General features: G+C 76.2%; 14 protein-coding genes and 1 riboswitch. Of the genes, 4 read left to right on the top strand and 10 right to left on the bottom strand.

Annotation, left to right across the window (positions count from 1 at the left end; translation table 11 throughout):
* Positions 1–58: 58 nt before the first annotated feature.
* The 4 genes from FS882_RS15390 to FS882_RS15375 are packed head-to-tail and all read right to left on the bottom strand — an operon-like array spanning position 59 to position 6,441.
* Positions 59–3,193 (bottom strand): alpha-mannosidase, encoded by a 3,135-nt coding sequence (locus tag FS882_RS15390; protein ID WP_158374233.1) that lies wholly within the window; start codon positions 3,191–3,193, stop codon positions 59–61.
* Between the two features lie 55 nt (positions 3,194–3,248).
* Positions 3,249–4,154 (bottom strand): carbohydrate ABC transporter permease, encoded by a 906-nt coding sequence (locus FS882_RS15385; RefSeq protein ID WP_158374231.1) that lies wholly within the window; start codon positions 4,152–4,154, stop codon positions 3,249–3,251.
* Positions 4,154–5,083, bottom strand: coding sequence for a carbohydrate ABC transporter permease (locus FS882_RS15380; RefSeq protein ID WP_158374229.1), 930 nt, complete (start codon positions 5,081–5,083; stop codon positions 4,154–4,156). The genes FS882_RS15385 and FS882_RS15380 overlap by 1 nt, the downstream gene beginning before the upstream one ends.
* A complete protein-coding gene (locus FS882_RS15375) occupies positions 5,083–6,441 on the bottom strand; it encodes an extracellular solute-binding protein (RefSeq protein WP_158374227.1) in 1,359 nt (452 codons plus the stop codon). The genes FS882_RS15380 and FS882_RS15375 overlap by 1 nt, the downstream gene beginning before the upstream one ends.
* A 218-nt stretch (positions 6,442–6,659) precedes the next feature.
* Between FS882_RS15375 and FS882_RS15370 the strand changes: the two genes are divergently transcribed.
* From FS882_RS15370 to FS882_RS15360, 3 genes are read left to right on the top strand one after another with little or no spacing between them, the layout of a single operon-like run.
* Positions 6,660–7,085: a hypothetical protein gene (locus FS882_RS15370; protein WP_158374225.1), complete on the top strand. Its 426-nt coding sequence runs from the start codon at positions 6,660–6,662 to the stop codon at positions 7,083–7,085.
* Entirely contained in the window at positions 7,079–7,306 is a 228-nt protein-coding gene (locus FS882_RS15365; protein ID WP_158374223.1) for a helix-turn-helix transcriptional regulator, read from the top strand. The genes FS882_RS15370 and FS882_RS15365 overlap by 7 nt, the downstream gene beginning before the upstream one ends.
* The gene (locus tag FS882_RS15360; protein WP_222848239.1) at positions 7,303–8,334 is read left to right on the top strand and encodes a zinc-binding dehydrogenase; all 1,032 of its coding nucleotides are present in this window, start codon (positions 7,303–7,305) and stop codon (positions 8,332–8,334) included. Before FS882_RS15365 ends, FS882_RS15360 begins: the two co-directional genes overlap by 4 nt.
* A gap of 12 nt (positions 8,335–8,346) precedes the next feature.
* On the opposite strand, the gene FS882_RS15355 is transcribed toward FS882_RS15360, so the two are convergent.
* From FS882_RS15355 to purN, 5 genes are all read right to left on the bottom strand, one after another.
* Positions 8,347–9,576, bottom strand: a complete 1,230-nt coding sequence (locus FS882_RS15355) for an ROK family protein (RefSeq protein ID WP_158374221.1) — start codon at positions 9,574–9,576, stop codon at positions 8,347–8,349.
* A 61-nt stretch (positions 9,577–9,637) separates the two neighbouring features.
* A complete protein-coding gene (gene pulA / locus FS882_RS15350; protein ID WP_316043648.1) occupies positions 9,638–13,366 on the bottom strand; it encodes a pullulanase-type alpha-1,6-glucosidase in 3,729 nt (1,242 codons plus the stop codon).
* A 226-nt stretch (positions 13,367–13,592) separates the two neighbouring features.
* The gene (gene purH / locus FS882_RS15345; RefSeq protein ID WP_158374216.1) at positions 13,593–15,224 is read right to left on the bottom strand and encodes a bifunctional phosphoribosylaminoimidazolecarboxamide formyltransferase/IMP cyclohydrolase; all 1,632 of its coding nucleotides are present in this window, start codon (positions 15,222–15,224) and stop codon (positions 13,593–13,595) included.
* A gap of 49 nt (positions 15,225–15,273) precedes the next feature.
* Positions 15,274–15,365, bottom strand: a riboswitch (ZMP/ZTP riboswitch).
* Positions 15,366–15,434: 69 nt separating this feature from the next.
* Positions 15,435–15,665 (bottom strand): PLDc N-terminal domain-containing protein, encoded by a 231-nt coding sequence (locus FS882_RS15340; protein WP_158374214.1) that lies wholly within the window; start codon positions 15,663–15,665, stop codon positions 15,435–15,437.
* A 64-nt stretch (positions 15,666–15,729) separates the two neighbouring features.
* Positions 15,730–16,389 carry a phosphoribosylglycinamide formyltransferase gene (gene purN, locus FS882_RS15335; protein WP_158374212.1) on the bottom strand — a complete coding sequence of 220 codons (660 nt, stop codon included), beginning with the start codon at positions 16,387–16,389 and terminating at the stop codon, positions 15,730–15,732.
* A gap of 109 nt (positions 16,390–16,498) precedes the next feature.
* Between purN and FS882_RS15330 the strand changes: the two genes are divergently transcribed.
* Positions 16,499–17,122: a hypothetical protein gene (locus FS882_RS15330; RefSeq protein ID WP_158374210.1), complete on the top strand. Its 624-nt coding sequence runs from the start codon at positions 16,499–16,501 to the stop codon at positions 17,120–17,122.
* Between the two features lie 60 nt (positions 17,123–17,182).
* Here the strand turns inward: FS882_RS15330 and FS882_RS15325 are convergent, their stop codons facing one another.
* Positions 17,183–18,415, bottom strand: coding sequence for a DUF6350 family protein (locus FS882_RS15325; RefSeq protein WP_158374428.1), 1,233 nt, complete (start codon positions 18,413–18,415; stop codon positions 17,183–17,185).
* Positions 18,416–18,770: the final 355 nt, after the last annotated feature.

The following is an 18,770-nucleotide window of genomic DNA, read 5'->3' as shown; positions in this document are numbered from 1 at the left end:
GGCGAGCTGGAGCGCGCGGCCCGGCGGGCGGGGGCGCGGCCCGCCGCGGCGGCGCGGGTCAGCGCCGGCGGAAGCGGAGGGTGACGAGCTGGAACGGCCGGAGGTCGAGCGCGACCGCCGCGCCCGCCGCCCCGGCCGCCCCAGCGGTCTCGTCCGCCCCGGCGCCCCCGCCCGCCGGGGACCCGGCCGCCCCCGCGGGCACGACGGCCCGCGCCGCGACCTCGCGCTCCAGCAGGTCGACCTCGACCACGCCGGCGGCGTCGAACCCGGCGGACACGGTCGCCCGCGCCCGCCCGCCGTGCGCCTCGTACAGCCGCACGACCACGTCGCCCGACCCGTCGTCCGCCAGCTTGACCGCCTCGACGACCGCCCCCGGCCCGTCGACGGTCACCAGCGGCGCGACGTCCCGGCCGCCCCGGACCTCGCGCACCGGCAGGTTCGCCCGATACCCGTCGACGACCGCCTCGGGGACGCCCGCGCCGACGTGCAGCACGGACAGGAACCGGTGCCGGCCCTGGTCGGCCTCGGGGTCGGGGAACAGCGGGGCCCGCAGCAGCGACTGCCGGAGCACCGTGGCCGTCCGGCCGTCGTCGGCGACCGCCCGGGTGACGTCGTGGCCGTAGGTGGCGTCGTTGGCGACCGAGACGCCGTAGCCGGTCTCGCCGACGTGCAGCCAGCGGTGCGCGCAGATCTCGTACCGCGCCTCGTCCCAGGAGGTGTTCGTGTGCGTGGGCCGGTGCACGTGGCCGAACTGGGTCTCGGCGGCGGACCGGTCGGCGTGCACGTCGAGGCCGAACGCGAGCTTGAGCAGGCGCTGCCGCTCGTGCCAGTCGACCTCGGTGACGATCTCGACCGCGCGGGTGCCCGGCCGGAAGGTCAGCTCCTGCACGATCGTCGAGTCGCCGACGGTGCGCGAGGTGCGGATCACGGCGCGGTCGGGCTTCTCCGCCACCACCTCCAGCACGTCGGCGTCGAGCAGGTCCTCGACGGTGCGCCGGTACTCGGCGTCGATGTCCCACGCGTCCCACTGCCGGGGGACGTCGCGGTGCACCTGGAGCAGGTTCGCCAGGTGCCCGGGCGCGACCGCCTCCCGGTCGGCGGCCAGGTCGCGGACGGACGCGAGCTGCCCGCCGGGCGTGAGCCGCACGTCGAGCGCGTCGGTGCGCACCCGCAGCGCGTCGCCCTCGCGCAGCACCTCGACCGACCCCGTCGACCCCGGCACGGCGCCGTCGTCCGACGCCCGTGCCCCGCCCAGCGCCGGCACCCCGTCCCTCGGGTGCGGCGCCGCGTTCAGCCGCACCGTGCGGTCGCCGTCGCCGACCAGGACCGCGAGCGCCGCGTCGATCACGGCGGTGGCCCGGACCTCGACGTCGGCGTACGCCTCCTCCGCCTGCCGGTAGACCCAGCCGATCGACGACCCGGGCAGGATGTCGTGGAACTGGTGCAGCAGCACGACCCGCCACAGCGCGCGCAGCTCGTCGGCCGGGTAGGCGGCGCCGGTCCGCACGGCGGCGGTCGCGGCCCACAGCTCGGCCTCGCGCAGCAGGTGCTCGCTGCGCCGGTTGCCGCGCTTGGTGCGCGCCTGCGAGGTGTAGGTGCCGCGGTGGTACTCCAGGTACATCTCCCCGGACCACACCGCGGGCGACCCGGGCCCCGCGTCCGCCAGCTCGGCCTCGGCGCGCTCGAAGAACGTGTTCGGCGACCCCAGCTCGACCTCGGGCAGCCCGCCGAGCGACCGCGCCCGGTCCGCCGCGGCGAGCATCTCGCGCGTCGGCCCGCCGCCGCCGTCGCCCCAGCCGAACGGCACCAGCGACTCGGAGGCGACGTCCTTGTCCGCGAAGTTCCGCTCGGCGTGCGCGAGCTCCTTCGGCGACAGGTCGGAGTTGTAGGTGTCGACCGGCGGGAAGTGCGCGAGCACCCGGGACCCGTCGATGCCCTCCCAGTGGAACGTGTGGTGCGGCATCCGGTTGGTGTCGTTCCAGGACAGCTTCTGCGACAGGAACCACCTCGACCCCGCGGCGCGGACGATCTGCGGCAGTGCACCGGTGTAGCCGAACGAGTCCGGCAGCCACACGTCCTGGGTCTCGACGCCGAGCTCGTCGAGGAAGTACCGCTTGCCCTCGACCATCTGCCGGGCGAGTGCCTCGCCGCCCGGCATGTTGGTGTCCGACTCGACCCACATGCCGCCGACCGGCACGAACTGGCCCGCCGCGACCTTGGCGCGGATCCGCTCGAACAGCTCCGGGTGCCGCTCCGCCACCCAGGCGTACTGCTGCGCCGACGAGCACGCGAACACGAAGTCCGGCCGCTCGTCCATCAGCGCGACGACGCTGGCGAAGGTCCGCGAGCACTTCCGCACCGTCTCCCGGGCCGGCCACAGCCAGGCGGAGTCGATGTGCGCGTGCCCGGTCGCGAGCACCCGGTGCCCGCCCGGCGCGGCCGGCACGTCGAGCACCGGCCGCAGCACCGCCCGGCCCGCCGCGGCGGTGCCGGCGACGTCGGACGGGTCCACCGCGTCCACCACCAGGTCCAGCGCGCGCACGGCCCGGGCGTACCGGGTGGAGGCCGGGTCGACGACCTCGACCAGCCCGAGCACCGCGAGCAGGTCCTGCCACAGCTCCCAGACCTCGACGTCGCGCAGCACGACCTCGGCGGACCGCAGCGCGTACAGCGGGTCGGTGCCGGCGGTCAGCGGGTCGCCGAGCGGCGTCGGCCCGTACCAGGTGCTGCTGCCGACGTCCGGGTTGCCGGCGGCCTCGACGTAGACGTCGACCCGGCCCTCGGCCCACGGCACCGCCTGGTTCCGCGGCGACAGCCCCTTGACCGCGACGCCGTCCGGGCGGAGCACCAGGCCCTCCGCCTGGAACCCCGGCTGGGTCGTGGTGAACCCGAGGTCGATCGCGAGCTCGACCGCCTGCCGGCCCTCCCGCACCCCGTCGGAGTCGAGCCACCCGGCCGGGACGTCGCCGGTCATCCGGAACCACGTCGTGCTCCACGGGGCCCCCCACGGCGTCCCCGGCGGCGCCGCGGCGTACGCCTGCGCCACGGCCTCGGCGAACGGCACCGGCTCCCCCGGCGCCGTCCAGGCGGTGACGTCGAGGGGCGCGCGGTCGGCGACGACCGCCGGGGCGAGCCGCTCGTGCAGGAACCGCTGGACGCGCTGGACGACGGCGGCGGAGTGCTCGACGGGCATGGTGGACCTTCCTGACGGCGTGCGGTGATCGGGTCGAGAGGGCGGGGCGCGGGCGTCAGCCCTTGACGGCCCCGGACATGGCGAACGAGCCCCCGGAGAACCGCTGCACCAGCAGGTACAGCACGAGCACCGGGACCGAGTAGAGGATCGAGAACGCCGCGAGCCGGCCGTAGGCGACCGTCCCGTAGGTGCCGAAGAAGCTGTAGATGGCGACGGCCGCGGGCTGGTTGTCGGGCGAGAACAGCAGCACGAACGGGACGAAGAAGTTCCCCCAGGCCTGCGTGAACACGAAGATGAACACCACGGCGATGCCCTGGCGCATCAGCGGGACCACGATCCGGCGCAGCGCGGTCATGGAGCCGGCGCCGTCCACCCAGGCGGCCTCCTCCAGGGACACCGGCACGGAGTCCATGAAGTTCTTGGTCATCCAGATCGCCATCGGCAGCGACGTCGCCGCGAGGAAGAAGATCGTCCCCGGCACCGAGTCGAGCAGCCCCAGGTACACGAACAGCGCGTAGACCGGGACCATCATCGCCGTGATCGGCAGGCAGGTGCCGAACAGGATCGAGTACAGGAACGGCTTGCGGAACCGCATCTGGTAGCGCGACAGCGGGTAGGCCGCGAGCACCGACGCCAGCACCGTGACGACCCCGGTGCCGAGGGACAGCACCAGCGAGTTCCACAGCGGCCGGAAGGTGGCCTCCCAGGTGAGGATCTCGGTGAAGTTGTCCGTGGTGACCGACTCGGGCAGCTTGACCGACACCGTCGCGGCGGGGTCGAGCGACGCCAGCACGATCCACGCGAGCGGCACCAGGAACGCGATGCCGACCACCACCAGGGCGAGCGTGACCAGCAGCCGGCCGGTGCGGCGCCGGGGCGACGCGACGGACGGGACGTTGCGGCCGGCGCGCCGGCGGGCCGACGACGCCACCGGGGCGGTGGGGGCGGTGAGCGCGGCCATCAGTCCACCTCCGGCTTGAGCACGCGGATGTACACGATCGAGAACACGGCCCCGACCAGCAGCGTCACCGTCGCGATCGCCGTGCCGTAGCCGACCTGCGCGAACTTGAACGCCTCCTGGTAGGCCAGCACGGGCAGCGTCGAGGAGTCCGTGCCGGGGCCGCCGCCGGTCATCACCCAGATCAGGGTGAACACCGCGAGGGTCTGCAGGGTCGTGAGCATGAGGTTGGTCGAGATCGACCGGCGGATCATCGGCAGCGTGATCCGGAAGAACCGCTGCGGGCCGGTGGCGCCGTCGATCGCGGCGGCCTCCGTGACGTCGGGCGGCACCTCCGACAGCGCGGCGCCGTAGACCATCATCGAGAACGCGGTCCCGCGCCAGATGTTCGCGAGGATGACGGCGAGCATCGGCACCGAGATGAGCCAGGTCGGCCCCTCGAGCCCGAACCAGCCGAGCACCTGGTTGAGCGTGCCGTCGGTGGAGAAGAACGCGTACAGCGCGAACGCCGCGACGATCTCCGGCAGCACCCACGCCACGACGACCAGCGCGGACACCACGGCGCGCAGCGGCTTCGCGGCGGCCCGGAGCAGCAGCGCGAGCGCCATGCCGAGCACGTTCTGCCCGATCACGGCCGACGCCCCGACGAACACCACCGTCAGGACGACGGCCTTCCAGAAGCCGTCGTCGGTGAGCAGCTCGGCGTAGTTGTCCAGGCCCACGAACTCCGGGTTCGCCGCCTTGTAGCCGGTCAGCGCCTGGTTGGTCAGCGAGCCGTAGAACGACCACAGCACCGGACCGGCCAGGAACACCAGCATGAGCGCGACCGCGGGCAGCAGCGGCAGCAGCCGCAGCGCGGTCCGGCCGGGCCGGCGGCGGGGGCGGCGGAACCCGCCCCCCGCCGCCGGCCGGTCCAGCGTGGCGGCCGTCATCAGCCGGCGGCCTGCGTCGCGTCGTCGCCCACGATGGACGCCAGCCCCTCGTCGTAGGTGGCCGCCGCCTCCTCGGCCGTCGCCTGCCCGGTCGCCACCGACTCCGCGGCGACCTGGATGTTCGACGAGATCTGCGAGTAGTCCGGGGTCGCCGGGCGGAAGTGCGTGTAGTCGACCAGCGAGCTGAAGAACTCGAACGACGGGTTGAACCCCAGGTACTCCGGGTCCTCCGCGACGTCGGTGCGCACCGCGATCTGGCTGTTCTCGGTGTCGTACTTGAGCGAGTTCTCCTTGTTCAGCGCCGTGGCGATGAAGTCGAACGCCGCCTGCGGGTCGCCCGCGTGCGCGCCGACCGCGAGGGTCCAGCCGCCGGACATCGAGGTGAAGCCGGGCTCCTGCCCGTCCTGGGTCGGCATCGCGGCCATGCCCAGGGTCTCCTCCCACTCGGGCCAGGCGTTGTCGCCGGTGATCCAGCCGCCCGGCAGCCAGGAGCCGTCGACCGCCATCGCGAGCTTGCCCTGCGGCAGCAGCTCGGTGGCGACGCGGGCGCCGACCGACGCGTCGAGCGCGATGTCCAGCGACGGCGCGAGGCCCTCGCCGTAGATCGTCTCGAGGAACGCCAGCGAGTCGGTGAAGCCCTGCGAGCCGGTGATCCACTTCTGGGTGTCGGCGTCGTAGAGCTCGTCGTCGGTGCCGTAGAGCAGCATCTCGAAGCCCTGCATCGTCGTGGCCTCGCCCGCGGCCTTGCCGGCGTACACGTTGATCGGGGTGACGTCGGGCAGCTTCTCCTTGATCGTCCGGGCGGCGGAGAGGATGTCGTCCCAGCTCTCCGGCTGCCAGTCCGTCGGGAGGCCGGCCTGCGCGAACAGGTCCTTGTTGTAGTAGAGCCCGCGGGTGTCGGTGCCCATCGAGACGCCGTAGACCTTGCCGTCGTCCCCGAGCCCGGCCTGGCGCGCGGTGTCCGGGAACTGGTCCCAGTCCTCCCACGCCTCGACGTACTCGTCGATCGGCTGCAGGTAGCCGGCCGCGGCGTCCGAGCGGATCTGGAAGGTGTCCTCGTAGATGACGTCCGGCGCGGTGTCCGCCGACCCGTTCATCAGCGCGAGCTTGGTGAAGTACTGGTCCTGCTCGGCCTCGATCGGCACGAGGTCGACCGTCATGCCCTCGTTGGCGGCCTCGTACTCGGACTTGGCCTTCTGCAGCAGGTCGTCGAGCTGCACGAACTGCGCGGTCTTCTGGTAGGCGACGGTGATCGTCGAGTCGTCGGCGGCGCTGTCGCCGCCACCGCCGCTGCACGCGGCGGTGAGACCCAGGGCGAGGACGGCCCCGGACGCGAGGGCGGACTTCTGCAGACGCATGGATGCTCCTTTGCTCCACGTGCACGGCCCCGGGCGGCGCTGCCCCGGACCCGATAACTACAACGTCTGGATGAATTGCTGTCAAGGCTCGGGCGTGCGCCGAGACGCAACCGTGACGTCGGGCCGATGTCAAAGATGTTTGACATCACGCAGCGCGCGGCTCTACCGTCGGCGATGTCAAAGATCTTTGACATCCCTCGGCCGGAGCGGAGCGGGCCATGTCCTACCAGGAGAAGAACACCTGGGCCTTCGGCGTGATCGCCGTGCTCGGGTACGCCGCGTACGTCGCGGTGGTGCTGTCCCGGGCCGCGGGCGGACCGCTGACCGGCGTCGCCTACGCCGGCCCGATGCTCGCCTCGATCGGCGCGGCGGTGCTCGCCGGGATCGTCGCGGGGATCGTGCTGGGCGCCACGTCGCGGGACCGCGGGGTGCGGGACGAGCGGGAGCGCGGGATCGAGCGGATGGGCGAGCACGTGGGGCAGGCGTTCCTCGTGCTCGGCGGCGTCGGCGGCCTGGCCCTGGCGCTGCTGGAGGCGGACCACTTCTGGATCGCCAACGCCCTGTACCTCGGGTTCGTGCTGTCGGCGGTGCTGTCCGCCGTCGCCCGGGTCGTGGCGTTCCGCCGGGGGGTCGGCCCGTGGTGAGGCCGACCGCGGTGACCAACCGGATCCGTGCGCTGCGCACGGAGCGGGGGCTCACCCAGGCGCAGCTCGCGGAGCTGCTGGGCGTGACCCGGCAGACCGTCATCGCCGTCGAGCAGGGGCGGTACTCCCCCTCGCTCGAGCTGGCCTTCCAGATCGCCCGGGCGCTCGGGCGGTCCATCGACGAGGTGTTCGCGTACGAACCGGACGGGGGACGGCCATGAGCACGACGAGGACGACGAGGGCGACGAGGGCGACGAGGACGACGACGGGCACGACGGTGCGGGCGGTCGTGCGGGACCGGTACGCCGGGCCGGCGGACCTGCGGGTGACGCAGCGCGAGCTGCCGCCGCCGACCGGCGACCAGGTGCACGTGCGGGTGGCGGCGGCGGGCGTCGCGATGGGCGACTGGCACCTGGTGACCGGCCTGCCCTCGGTGATGCGCCTGGTCACCGGCCTGCGCGCCCCGCGGGAGCCGGGGGTGGGCCTGGACCTCGCGGGCACCGTGGCGGCGGTCGGGCCCGACGTGGCGGACCTGCGGCCGGGCGACCGGGTGCTCGGCTGCGGCCGGGCCGCCTTCGCCGAGGTCGCCGTCACGCGGGCCCGGCGGGTCGCCGCCCTGCCCGCCGACGTGCCGTTCACCGCCGCGGCCGCGGTCCCGACCAGCGGCACGACCGCCCTGCACGCGCTGCGGTCCGGCCGGGTGCAGGCCGGGTCCCGGGTGCTGGTCCTCGGCGCCGGGGGCGGGGTCGGGACGCTCGCGGTGCGGCTCGCGGTGCTCGCGGGGGCCGAGGTCACGGCGGCGACGGCCCGGGCCGGCGCGGCCGGGGCGCTGCTGGCGGCCGGCGCCACGGCGGTCGTCGACCGGTCCGCCGGCCCGGCGGCGCTCGGCTCCGGGTACGACGCCGTGCTGGTCACCGGGGGCCTCACCCCGCTGCGCGACCTCCGCCGCCTGCTCGGCCCGCGCGGGTCGCTGGTGCTGGTCGGCGCCGAGGGCGGCGGCCGGGTGCTCGGCGGCGGGCTCGCCCGCCAGGCGCGCGCCGCGGCCCTCGACCCGTGGGTCCGGCACCGGCTGCGCAGCGTCGTGTCCCGGGAGAACCCGGCGGACCTCGCGCGGCTGCGCAACCTGCTGGCCGGCGGCGACCTGGCGCCGGTCCTCGACCGGACCTACCCGCTGGCGGAGGCCGGCGCCGCGATCGAGCGCGTGGCCTCGGGCGCCGCGCGCGGCAAGGTGGTGCTCACGGTCGCCTGACGCCCGCCGGGGTCAGCTGACCAGCAGCAGGTCCGTCGGGCGCGGGGTGAACGCGCGGCTGAGCAGGATGCACCCGGCGCCGACGGCGCCGACCTGCGGCCCGAACGCCGACGACGACGCCGTGAGCGCGTGCCCGCCCGGCACCGGGTGCGCCGCGATCTCGGCCTCCAGCGCCGCGGCGGCGTGCGGCGCGATCCGGTCCCACAGCGGTCCCCCGGCCAGCACGGCGGGGACGTCGAGCAGGTCGGTGAGCACGCCCGCCGCCATGCCGACCCGCCGGCCCGCGAGCGCCAGCACCTCGCGCGCCCCCGGGTGGCCCGCGTCGGCGGCGGCGCACAGCGCGGTCACCGCGTCGTCCACGGCGCGCGGGTCCGTGCCGTCGCCCCAGGCCGGCAGGTCGACGCCCGCCGCGCGGCCCTGCTCCGCGAGCGCCTCCGCCCGCAGCACCGCCCCGAGGCAGCCGCGCCGGCCGCACCAGCACCGGGCGCCCTCGGGGTCGGCGATCAGGTGCCCGGACTCCCCCGCGTTGCCCGAGACGCCGCGCACCACCTCGTCGTGCAGCACCGTCGAGACGGCGACGCCGGTGCCGAGGTAGAAGAACACGAAGTCCGACGCGTGCTCGCCGGGGTGCCAGAGGTGGGCGCTCGCCGCGGCGATCACGTCCTTGTCGAGCACCGCCCGCAGGCCCGTGCGCTCGGCGACCGCGTCCCGCAGCGGCACGTCGTGCCAGCCGGGCAGGTGCGGCGGGTCGAGCACCACGCCCGCCTCGACGTCGATCGGTCCGGGCGCCGCGATCCCGACGCCGAGCACGCGGTCCCGGTCCACGCCCGCCCCGGCGATCAGTCCCTCGATCTCGGCCACCAGGCCGGCGACCACCGCCTCGGGGTCCTCCGGGACCGGCGTCGGCACCTGCGCCCGCGCGACGACCTCGCCCGACAGGTCGAGCAGCACGAACGTCATGGTCGCCGGGTCCAGGTGCACGCCGACCGCGAACCGGCTCACCGGGTTGAGCCGCAGCAGCGTGCCCGGCCGGCCGGGACCGCGGCGCGCCGCCTCGCCCTCCTCGACCACCAGGCCGAGGTCGAGGAGGCGGCGCGCCACGTTCGTCACGGTCTGCGGGGACAGCCCGGTCCGGCGGGCGACCTCGGCCCGGGCCAGGCCCCCGCCGGCACGCCGCACCACGTCCAGGACGACCGTCTGGTTGAAGTCGCCCATCCGCGGCAGGTTGGTCCCGCGACGCATCCGTGCCTCCGTCCGTCACCCGCCCCGGGGCGCGGCAGCGCGCGCCGGTCGGTCCGACGCATCATGGCAGACGGTCGGCCACCCCCTCGCGCGCGGCCGCGGCCGCGGACCGGGCCCGCGCGCGGACCAGCAGCGTGCCGCCGCCGACCGCCGCCAGGGCGGCGAGCAGGCCGAGCAGCAGCTGCGGGCCGGTGACGGCGAGGCCGCCGCCGGTGCCGGCCGGGGCCGACGCGGCGGGGTCGCCGGCGCCGCCGGGGGCACCGCCGGGGTTGCCGGGCGCGCCCGGGTCGGCGGGGCCGGGGTCGACGGGGCCGGGGTCGACGGGGCCCGGGGCGTCGCTCGGCCGGACCAGCACCGCGACGGTCCGCGCCGGCACGGTCACCGTCCCGGTCGCCGCGTCCCAGGTGGTGGTCCGCACGACGTCGTCCGCGCCCGCGGCCTGCACCGGCGACAGGGTGTAGGTCGCACCGGCCAGCCCCGGCAGCTCCTGCGTGACGGCGTCCGGCGACGCGTTGAACACGACGAGCAGCCCGTCGAGGTCGGCGTCGACGTCCGGACCGACGGTGTCGTCGACGTGCATGACGATCACGCCCGGGCTCGCGTCCGCCCCGGCGTCCGGGAACGTGAGCTTCTGCCGGATCAGGTCGGCGTCGCCGAGCCGGAACAGCGGCGTGGAGAACCGCAGACGCAGCAGGTCGTCGGCGGCCGCGCGGGCGGTGGTGATGTCCGCGGCGGTCGGCTTCAGCGCCGCGTCCTGGAGCAGAGGGGTCATCTGCGGCCACTTCTCCGCGTTCGCCCACGCGCCCGGCAGCCCGCGGCCGAAGCCGTTGTCCCGGCCGGTCCAGTCGATGGCGTTGAACCAGTCGCCGGAGTCGTAGCTGTCCCGGTCGAGCGACTTGGACCGCAGCTGGTCCGTGCCCGCGTGCCAGAACGACACCGTCTGGGAGAGGGCCGCGGTGGCCTGGGACAGCGTGTTCATCCGGACCCGGTCGGCCATCGAGGTGCCCTGCGGCAGCTTGATGGTCAGCAGGTCGAACAGCGTCTCGTTGTCGTGCGCGTCCACGTAGCCGACCACCTCCTCCGGGGAGTCCGCGTACCCGGCGGGCGCCCCGCGGTAGTCGACCTGGTCGCCGCGCAGCACGTCCCCGGTGTGCGTCGTCAGCACGTAGTCGCGGAGGTTGCCGGCCAGCCCGAGCCGGACGACGTCGGTCGCGAGACCCAGGTCCTCGTACTCGGCGGCCGACCCCGTGTTCACCGTCGACGCGTCGCCGAGCTGCGCGGGCTGCCCGTTCGGGTCGGTGGCGAGCCCGGTGCCGAAGCCCTGCGTGAACATCGACGAGCCCTCGACCGGCGACCCGCCGTGCACCGCGTCGCGGAGCCGGTCGGAGAACGTGCCGATCCCGGTGCCGCCGAGCTGCCCCTGCGTGGCCTGCTCGAACAGCGCGTTGCCGGCGACCTCGCCGAAGTCCCAGCCCTCGCCGTACAGGTACACCGCCGAGCCGTCGACGCCGTCCGCCTCGACGGTCAGCGCGTCCAGCGCCGCCCGCACGGCCAGCATGTTCGCCTTCGAGTGGTGGCCCATCAGGTCGAACCGGAAGCCGTCGACCTTGTAGTCGCGGGCCCAGGTGACCACCGAGTCGACCATGAGCTTCTCGGCCATCGCGTGCTCGGTCGCGACGTTCTGGCAGCAGGTGCTGGTCTGCACCTGGCCGGTGCCGTCGAGCCGGTGGTAGTAGCCGGGGACGACCCGGTCCAGCACCGACTTCGCGTCCTGCCCGCTCGCCGCGGTGTGGTTGAACACCTGGTCGAGCACGACGCCCAGCCCCATGTCGTGCAGCGCGCCGACCATGGTGCGGAACTCCGCGACGCGGGCGCCGCCGTCCGGATCCGTCGCGTACGAGCCCTCGGGCGCGGTGAAGTGCCACGGGTCGTAACCCCAGTTGAAGCCGTCGCGCTCGCGGATCGCGCCGACGGCGGCCTGCTGCTCCGTGCCCGCGGGGCCGAAGCCGGTCAGGTCGCCGGTCACCGCCTGGGCGGCCCGGTCCTCCTCGATCGACGCGATGTCGAACGTCGGCAGCAGGTGCACCGTGGTCAGCCCCGCGTCGGCGAGCTCCCGCAGCCGCGCGGTGCCGTCCGACTCCCGGGCGAACGCCAGGTAGGTGCCGCGCTCGGCCTCGGGCACGGTCTGGTCGGCGATCGAGAAGTCGCGCACGTGCAGCTCGTAGATGGTGTGGTCCACGGCCCGCTCGACGACCGGCTGGGCCGTGTCGGCCCACAGCGCCGGTTGGAACGCCGGGTCGGCCAGGTCGACCGCGACGGCGTGCGTGGAGTTCAGCGTCAGCGCGACGGCGTACGGGTCGGTGACGACGTTGGTCTCGACCCGGCCGGTCGACGGCACGTAGACCTCGACCTCGTACCGGTAGCGGGCGCCGGACCATGCGGGGTCACCGGTGACGGACCAGGTGCCGTCGGCGGCGCGGGTGGTCGCGACGCGGGTCGGGGCGGTCGCGAGGTCCGCGCCAGCCGCCCAGGTCAGCAGCGTGACGTCCTGCGCGGTCGGTGCCCAGAGCCGGAAGGTCGGGGCGCCCCCGGACCAGGTGACCCCGAGGTCCGCGTCGGCGGCCGAGGCGTACAGGTCGTCGAGCACGCCCGGGACCTGGACACCGGTGAGGGCGGCCAGCCCGTCGGCGTCCGCCTGGGAGACCTGGACCTCGCCGGTGAGGAGCGCGGCCGCGTCCGTCCCGGGCGCGACCCGGAGCGCCACGGCGCCCGCGAGCGCCGGGAAGTCGGCCCGCACGTCCGCGGGCAGCCCCGCCACGTCGTAGGTCAGCGGGACCTCGCCGGTCCCCGCGGGCCCGGTCACCGCGCCGTCGGTGACGCCGATCCCGCCCTCGGGCGCGTGGTGCAGCGCCCAGGTCAGGTCCGCCGGGTCGGCGCCGCCGAGCAGGTCGCGCGGCCAGGCGAGCAGGTCGGCGCGCACCCAGTGCGCCCGCTGCTGCCCGACGCCGGTCAGCGGCGGGTTCTCGACGGTGATCTCCAGCAGGTGCGTCGCGACGTCGTACGCGAACGACACCTGCTCGCCGTCGGACGTCGCGAACGTGTAGTTGTCGCCACCCACCGCGCCTCCCTGGCCGTAGTTGACGTCCCACGACATCCCGTGGGCGACCTTGACCTGGTACGAGCCTGCCGGGATCTGCGTCGTCGACCACTCGTACACGCCGTCGCCGTCCGGGTCCTTGGCCCAGGTGGCGAGGCAGTCGGGGGCCCAGTCGCCGGGGCAGCCGACCTCGGACTGGTACGAGCCGGGCAGCGTGACGACCGGACCCTGGGCGGTGCTCTGGAAGTCGCCGGACACCGGGTCCCAGTAGAACGTCACGTCCACCGGCACGCCGCCCGGGTCGCCGGGCACCGTGTACGCCACGTTCGCGCCGCCGACGACGCCGCCGGCGCCGTAGGCCACGTCCCAGGTCCCGTCGAGCGCGACCTTGTACTCGTAGTCGCCCGGCGGCAGCGCGAACGTGCCCTGCCAGACGCCGTCGGGGCGCTCGGCGAGCTGGGCGTCGTCGCAGTCGGGCTGCCAGTCGCCGGTGCAGCCCATCGCGGTGTTGTGGCTGCCAGGCACCGAGACGGACGTGAACCCGGCGGCCGGGTCGGCGGCGGCGGGACCGTCGGCGTCGGCGGGGTCGTCCGCCCCCGCCGTCGCGGCGCCGGAGACCAGCAGCGCGCCGGCGGCCAGCAGGGCGAGGACACGGCGGGCGCCGCGGGGTTCGAGGGGTGTCCGGGGCGCCACGGAAGGGCGCCTACGGGCGTGCGTCATCACAGGACTCCATCGTCGGGGGTGAGCGTCAGCAGCGCGGCCACCTGCGACTGTATCGGCTTGCAGAAAGGGACTGCAACGACTTGCAGGTGCCGGCTGCGCCCCCGACGGCACGAGGCCCACGCCTTCCGGCGCGAACCCCCGAGATCTCGGGAGGCGCGACCGGGAACCGTAGGCCTCGTGCGGGACCGCCCCCGCGTCAGTGGGCGAAGTGGCGCGTGCCCGTCAGGTAGAGGGTCACGCCGGCCGCCGCGGCAGCCGCGACGACCTCCTCGTCCCGGACCGAGCCGCCGGGCTGCACGACCGCGCGGACGCCGGCGTCCAGGAGCACCTGCAGGCCGTCGGCGAACGGGAAGAACGCGTCCGACGCGGCGACCGCGCCGCGCGCCCGCTCGGCATCGCCCGCGTTCGCCCGCTCGACCGCGAGCCGGCAGGAGTCGACCCGGTTGACCTGGCCCATGCCGACGCCGACCGACGCGCCGCCGTCGGCCAGCAGGATCGCGTTCGACTTCACGGCCCGCACCGCGCGCCAGGCGAACGCCAGGTCCGCGAGCGTCGCGGGGTCGGCCGCCTCCCCCGCGGCGAGCGTCCAGGTCGTCGGGTCGTCGCCCGCCGCGTCGATGCGGTCGACCTGCTGCATGAGCAGCCCGCCGCTGATCGGCCGCAGCTCGACGCCGGCGGACGGCGCGCCCTCGACGACGAGCAGCCGGATGTTCTTCTTGCGGCTCAGCACCTCGAGCGCCTCGGGCTCGTACGCGGGCGCGACGACGACCTCCGTGAACACCTCGGCGATCTGCTCGGCCGCCGCCCGGGTCACGGTGCCGTTCGCCGCGATGACGCCGCCGAACGCCGACACCGGGTCGCAGGCGTGCGCCTTCGCGTGCGCGTCCGCGATGTCCGCCCCGACGGCGATCCCGCACGGGTTGGCGTGCTTGATGATCGCGACCGCCGGGCCGTCGTGGTCGTGCGCCGCGCGCCAGGCCGCGTCCGCGTCGACGTAGTTGTTGTACGACATCGCCTTGCCGTGCAGCTGCTGCGCCTGCGCCAGCCCCGCGGCCCCGTACCCGGAGGTGTACACCGCGGCGCGCTGGTGCGGGTTCTCGCCGTAGCGCAGCACGTCCGCGCGGTCCCAGGTCGCCCCGACCCAGGCCGGGAACCCGGTGCTCACGCCGTCGACCTCGTCGGTCGTCGTCGCGACGTTGCCCATCCAGGACGCCACCGCGACGTCGTAGGTGGCCGTGTGCACGAACGCCTGCGCGGCGAGCCGGGTGCGCTCGGCCAGCGTGAAGCCACCGCCCTGCACGGCCGCGACCACCTCGTCGTACCGGGCGGGGTCCACCACGACCGCGACGCTCGGGTGGTTCTTCGCCGCGGCGCGGACCATCGACGGGCCGCCGATGTCGATCTGCTCGACGCACTCGTCCGGGGTCGCGCCCGAGTCGACGGTCTGCGTGAACGGGTACAGGTTGACGACGACCAGCTCGAACGGCGCGACGCCGAGCTCGTCGAGCTGCGCCAGGTGCTCGGGGCGGCGGGTGTCCGCGAGGATGCCGGCGTGCACGCGCGGGTGCAGCGTCTTGACCCGGCCGTCCAGGCACTCGGGGAACCCGGTCAGCTCCTCGACCCGGGTCACCGGCACGCCCGCGGACGCGATGGTCCCGGCGGTCGACCCGGTGGACACGAGCTCGACACCCGCGGCGTGCAGGGCCGTCGCGAGCTCGACGAGCCCGGACTTGTCGTAGACGGACAGCAGCGCGCGGCGCACCGGGCGGCGGGTGCTGTCCGCGGTCGGGTCGGCGACGGGCGCGACGGGCGGCAGGGCGTGGGACATGGCGGTCCTCCGGGTGGTCGGTCGGGCACCACGGTGGGTGCCGCTCGGGACCCTGCACCCAGGCGAACGGTGCGTCGGCGGGACTGCGTCGGTCGCTCCCCGGTGGTCAGTTCCACCTCTACGCCAGTCACGACCGAGGACGAGCCTAGCCGACGGCCGCGCGGTCGCGCTGCCGGGCCGCCCCGGCCCGCGTCGCCGCCCGCGCCGCCGTCACTCCGTGCGGCGGCCCTTCGCGAAGTACGCGATCGGGCCGACCCAGTTCACCAGGATCGCCAGGCCCCACGCGGCCTTCGGGCCGTTCACCTGGGCCGGCGGGCGCTTGGCGAGGTCCCGGTAGGCGGCGGCGGTCAGCGCGAGCTGCGCCGCCGTCACCACGACCGTGCCGACCTTGCGTCCCGCGCTCAGCTCCGACCAGCGCCTGCCTGCGTGTGCGTGTCCCATGGGCCGACGCTACGCGCGCCGGTCGCCACGGCGCGCGGGCCGGAGGTCCCTGCGTCCGCGGCCGTCAGCCGACCGTGACCGTGCGGCCCTCGACGGTCAGCCCACCCGCGACGATCCGGCCGACCCAGTCGACCAGCAGCCGGCGCTCGGCGACCTTGATCCGCTCGTGCAGCGTCGCCTCGTCGTCCCCGGGCTCGACGGCCACGGCCACCTGCGCGACGACGGGCCCCGTGTCCACCCCGGCGTCCACCACGTGCAGGGTGCAGCCCGTCACCTTCGCCCCGAACGCCAGCGCGTCGCGGACCGCGTGCGCCCCGGGGAACGCGGGGAGCAGCGCGGGGTGGGTGTTCACGACGCGGCCTCCGAACCGGTCGAGGACGGCGGCGCCGAGGATCCGCATGAACCCCGCCGACACGACGAGATCCGGGCGGAACACCGCGATCGCCTCGGCCAGGGCGCGGTCCCACGCGGCGCGGTCCTCGAAGTCGCCCGGCGCCACGACGGCGGTCGGCACGCCCGCCGCCCGCGCCAGGTCCAGCCCGCCGGCGGACGCGCGGTCGGCGACGACCCCGACGACGCGACCCGGGTACGCGGGCCCGTCGTGCGCCGCGAGCAGGGCCGCGAGGTTCGACCCTCCGCCCGAGACCAGCACGACGAGCCGTCCGCCGGCGCGCGTGGCGGGTCGGGGCGCGTCGGGGGTGCTGTGCGGTGCGGGGGCGGCCATGCCCGCACCCTAACCGTCCTTCCGCCGGGCCCGGATCCGCGCCCGCGCGCCCGGGCCGGGTCCGCGCGGGGCGGGCGCGACGCGGCGCGGGTGCGCGAGAATGGGCCGCGTGAGCAACCCGTACGCCCCGCCCTCGCCCGACCGCGCACCCGCGGACGGTCCCGGGCGCGCGGACGGCGGCGACCCCACCGACCCCGCGGACCCGACCGGTCCGACGCGCCCCGGTCCCGCGGGCCCCACCGGCCCCGGCCCGTCCGGCCCGGGCCACCCGCTGCCGCCGCACCCCGTGCCCGGCCCGCCCCAGCCGCGTCCGCACCCGGGGCCGGCCGCGCCCCCGCCGTCGCCCGAGGCGCTCGCCCGGGTGGGTCGGCTGGTGCGGCACTTCGGCGTGTGGCTGCTCGCCGGGGTCGCCGTCACGCTGCTGCCGCTGCCGTGGCGGTTCGCGGCGATCGCGTTCCTGGTCGGCGCCGTGGTGACCGGCGTCCGCGCGCTGCGCGCCGTCGTCCGGTCCGGGCTCCGGGGCGGCGTCGGGGCCATGCTGGTCGCGGGGCTGCTGATGACGGGCCTGGTGCTGGTCGGCTCGCTCGGCTCGCTGGCGACCTGGCGGATCGACGCCGACCGGCAGGCCTGCCTCCAGGGGGCGCTCACGCGCTCGGCGGAGGCGGCGTGCGAACGCGCCTACGACGACGCGGTGGGCGACCTGACGAACCGCCTCACCGGCGGGCGCGGCTAGCCCGTTCCGCGGCCCCGGGGGGCGCGGGCGAGGCGTCGGACGCCCCGGGGCGACCCGGGCTCAGTCCCGGCGGGCCCGCCCGGTCACGGCCGCCCACGCCCGCCGCGCCGCCCCCGCGACCGCCGCCCGCACGTGCCGGTCCCCCGGCAGCAGCACCACGAGCGCCCCCGCCGCCACCCCGCCGGCCACGGCGAGCGCGACCAGCACCGGCTCGGGCCCGAGCTCGGTCATCCGCCCCGGACCGATCCCCCCGCGCGCGAGCGCCGCGAGCACCAGGGCGCCGAGCCCCGCGACCACGGCGGCGACGAGCCCGGCGACCGGGGCGTCGAGCGCGCGCTCGGTGACCAGCCGTCGGCGCAGCACGAGCGCGGCGGCGGCGCCGGCGAGCAGGGTGACGACGGGGACGGCGACGAGCACCCCGCCGGCGACGTCCGGTGCCGGGAGCGCCCCGAGCAGCGGCACGGCCGGCAGCGCACCGGCCTGCACCCCGCCGACCGCGAACGACGTGCCCGCGCCGACCGCGAACCCCGGACCCGTCAGCCAGGCGAACGCCCAGAGCACCAGCGTCGGCGCGTAGGCGAGCTCCCCGACGGCGAGCACGATGCCCCCGACCGCGTCGAGCCGCAGGCTCCGGACCACCTCCGCGACCGCGCTGCGGCCGGTCACCACCCAGAGCGTCGCGAGCACGGCGGCCAGCAGCACCAGCGTCGCGAGCGCGGTCGTCCCCGCGGCGACGCCGTGCGCCACGGGCTCGGGCAGCCGCGACCGCACCGGCTCCACGACGTCCCGGAACCGGGGCGCCTCGGGGCGGCGCAGCAGCCCGGCGCCCAGCCCGAGCGCGGCGACCACCGCCCCGCCGAGCAGCCCCGCCCCCAGGTGCAGCAGCGGCACCCCGGTGGCCAGCCCGACCACGAGCACCACGCCCAGGTACGCGCCGACCCCCGCGCCGAACGCCGACCGGGTCGCGTACCCCGAGCGGCGCGCGGACGCGTAGCAGCCGAACAGCGCGAGCGCGGTCAGGCCCAGCGGCACCAGCGTCACCATCGGGGCCACGGTCATCGGGACGCCGTGCGCGAGCAGCCACAGCCCCGCGGCCACCTCGACGGCGCGGGTCCACGGGATGCCGGTCGTCGCCGGGGCGGCGGAGGTGGCGACGTAGGCGGCGATCGCCGGCAGCACGACGACGAGGAGCGAGAGCAGCGCCGCCTGCAGCCCGGCCAGCATGCCGCCGACCCACCGCGGGGCGCCGTCGAGGTCGCTGACGAAGAACCGCGGCGAGCCGGCGTCGTCCACGACGCGTCGACGCGACCGCCCGGAGCCACCGGCCCCCGCCCCGCCCGCGGCCGCGCCACCGCGCGGGCCCGCGCCACCGCCCGGGCCGGCACCGCGGCCCCCGGGCGCGCCGGAGCCGCGTCCGTCGGGGCGGGTGCCGGGCGGGGTGCTCACCGCCCCATGGTCCCCGCCGGACGCCGCCGGGCGGCCCAACCGCCCCGGCGCGCCGCGGGGTGGCGTGCCCCACCCCCGGGTGCGCGCCCGCGCCGAGCGCGCCGGTTCCGCGCGGGCCGGATCCGCGCGGGCCGGATCCGCGCGGGCCGGATCCGCGCGGGCCGGGTCCGCGCGGGCCGGATCCGCGCGGGCCGGATCCGCG

Origin of the sequence: Cellulosimicrobium cellulans (assembly GCF_007679345.1) — a bacterium.
Lineage (GTDB): Bacteria > Actinomycetota > Actinomycetes > Actinomycetales > Cellulomonadaceae > Cellulomonas > Cellulomonas cellulans_A.
This window is presented reverse-complemented; position numbering and strand designations above follow the sequence as displayed.

Bases quoted from the DNA above. Each gene is read 5' to 3' on its own strand.
- FS882_RS15390 (WP_158374233.1), bottom strand. From the start codon at position 3,193: ATGCCCGTCGAGCACTCCGCCGCCGTCGTCCAGCGCGTCCAGCGGTTC.
- FS882_RS15370 (WP_158374225.1), top strand. From the start codon at position 6,660: ATGTCCTACCAGGAGAAGAACACCTGGGCCTTCGGCGTGATCGCCGTG.
- FS882_RS15380 (WP_158374229.1), bottom strand. From the start codon at position 5,083: ATGACGGCCGCCACGCTGGACCGGCCGGCGGCGGGGGGCGGGTTCCGC.
- FS882_RS15355 (WP_158374221.1), bottom strand. From the start codon at position 9,576: ATGCGTCGCGGGACCAACCTGCCGCGGATGGGCGACTTCAACCAGACG.
- FS882_RS15385 (WP_158374231.1), bottom strand. From the start codon at position 4,154: ATGGCCGCGCTCACCGCCCCCACCGCCCCGGTGGCGTCGTCGGCCCGC.
- FS882_RS15360 (WP_222848239.1), top strand. From the start codon at position 7,303: ATGAGCACGACGAGGACGACGAGGGCGACGAGGGCGACGAGGACGACG.
- purN (WP_158374212.1), bottom strand. From the start codon at position 16,389: ATGGCCGCCCCCGCACCGCACAGCACCCCCGACGCGCCCCGACCCGCC.
- FS882_RS15340 (WP_158374214.1), bottom strand. From the start codon at position 15,665: ATGGGACACGCACACGCAGGCAGGCGCTGGTCGGAGCTGAGCGCGGGA.
- FS882_RS15375 (WP_158374227.1), bottom strand. From the start codon at position 6,441: ATGCGTCTGCAGAAGTCCGCCCTCGCGTCCGGGGCCGTCCTCGCCCTG.
- purH (WP_158374216.1), bottom strand. From the start codon at position 15,224: ATGTCCCACGCCCTGCCGCCCGTCGCGCCCGTCGCCGACCCGACCGCG.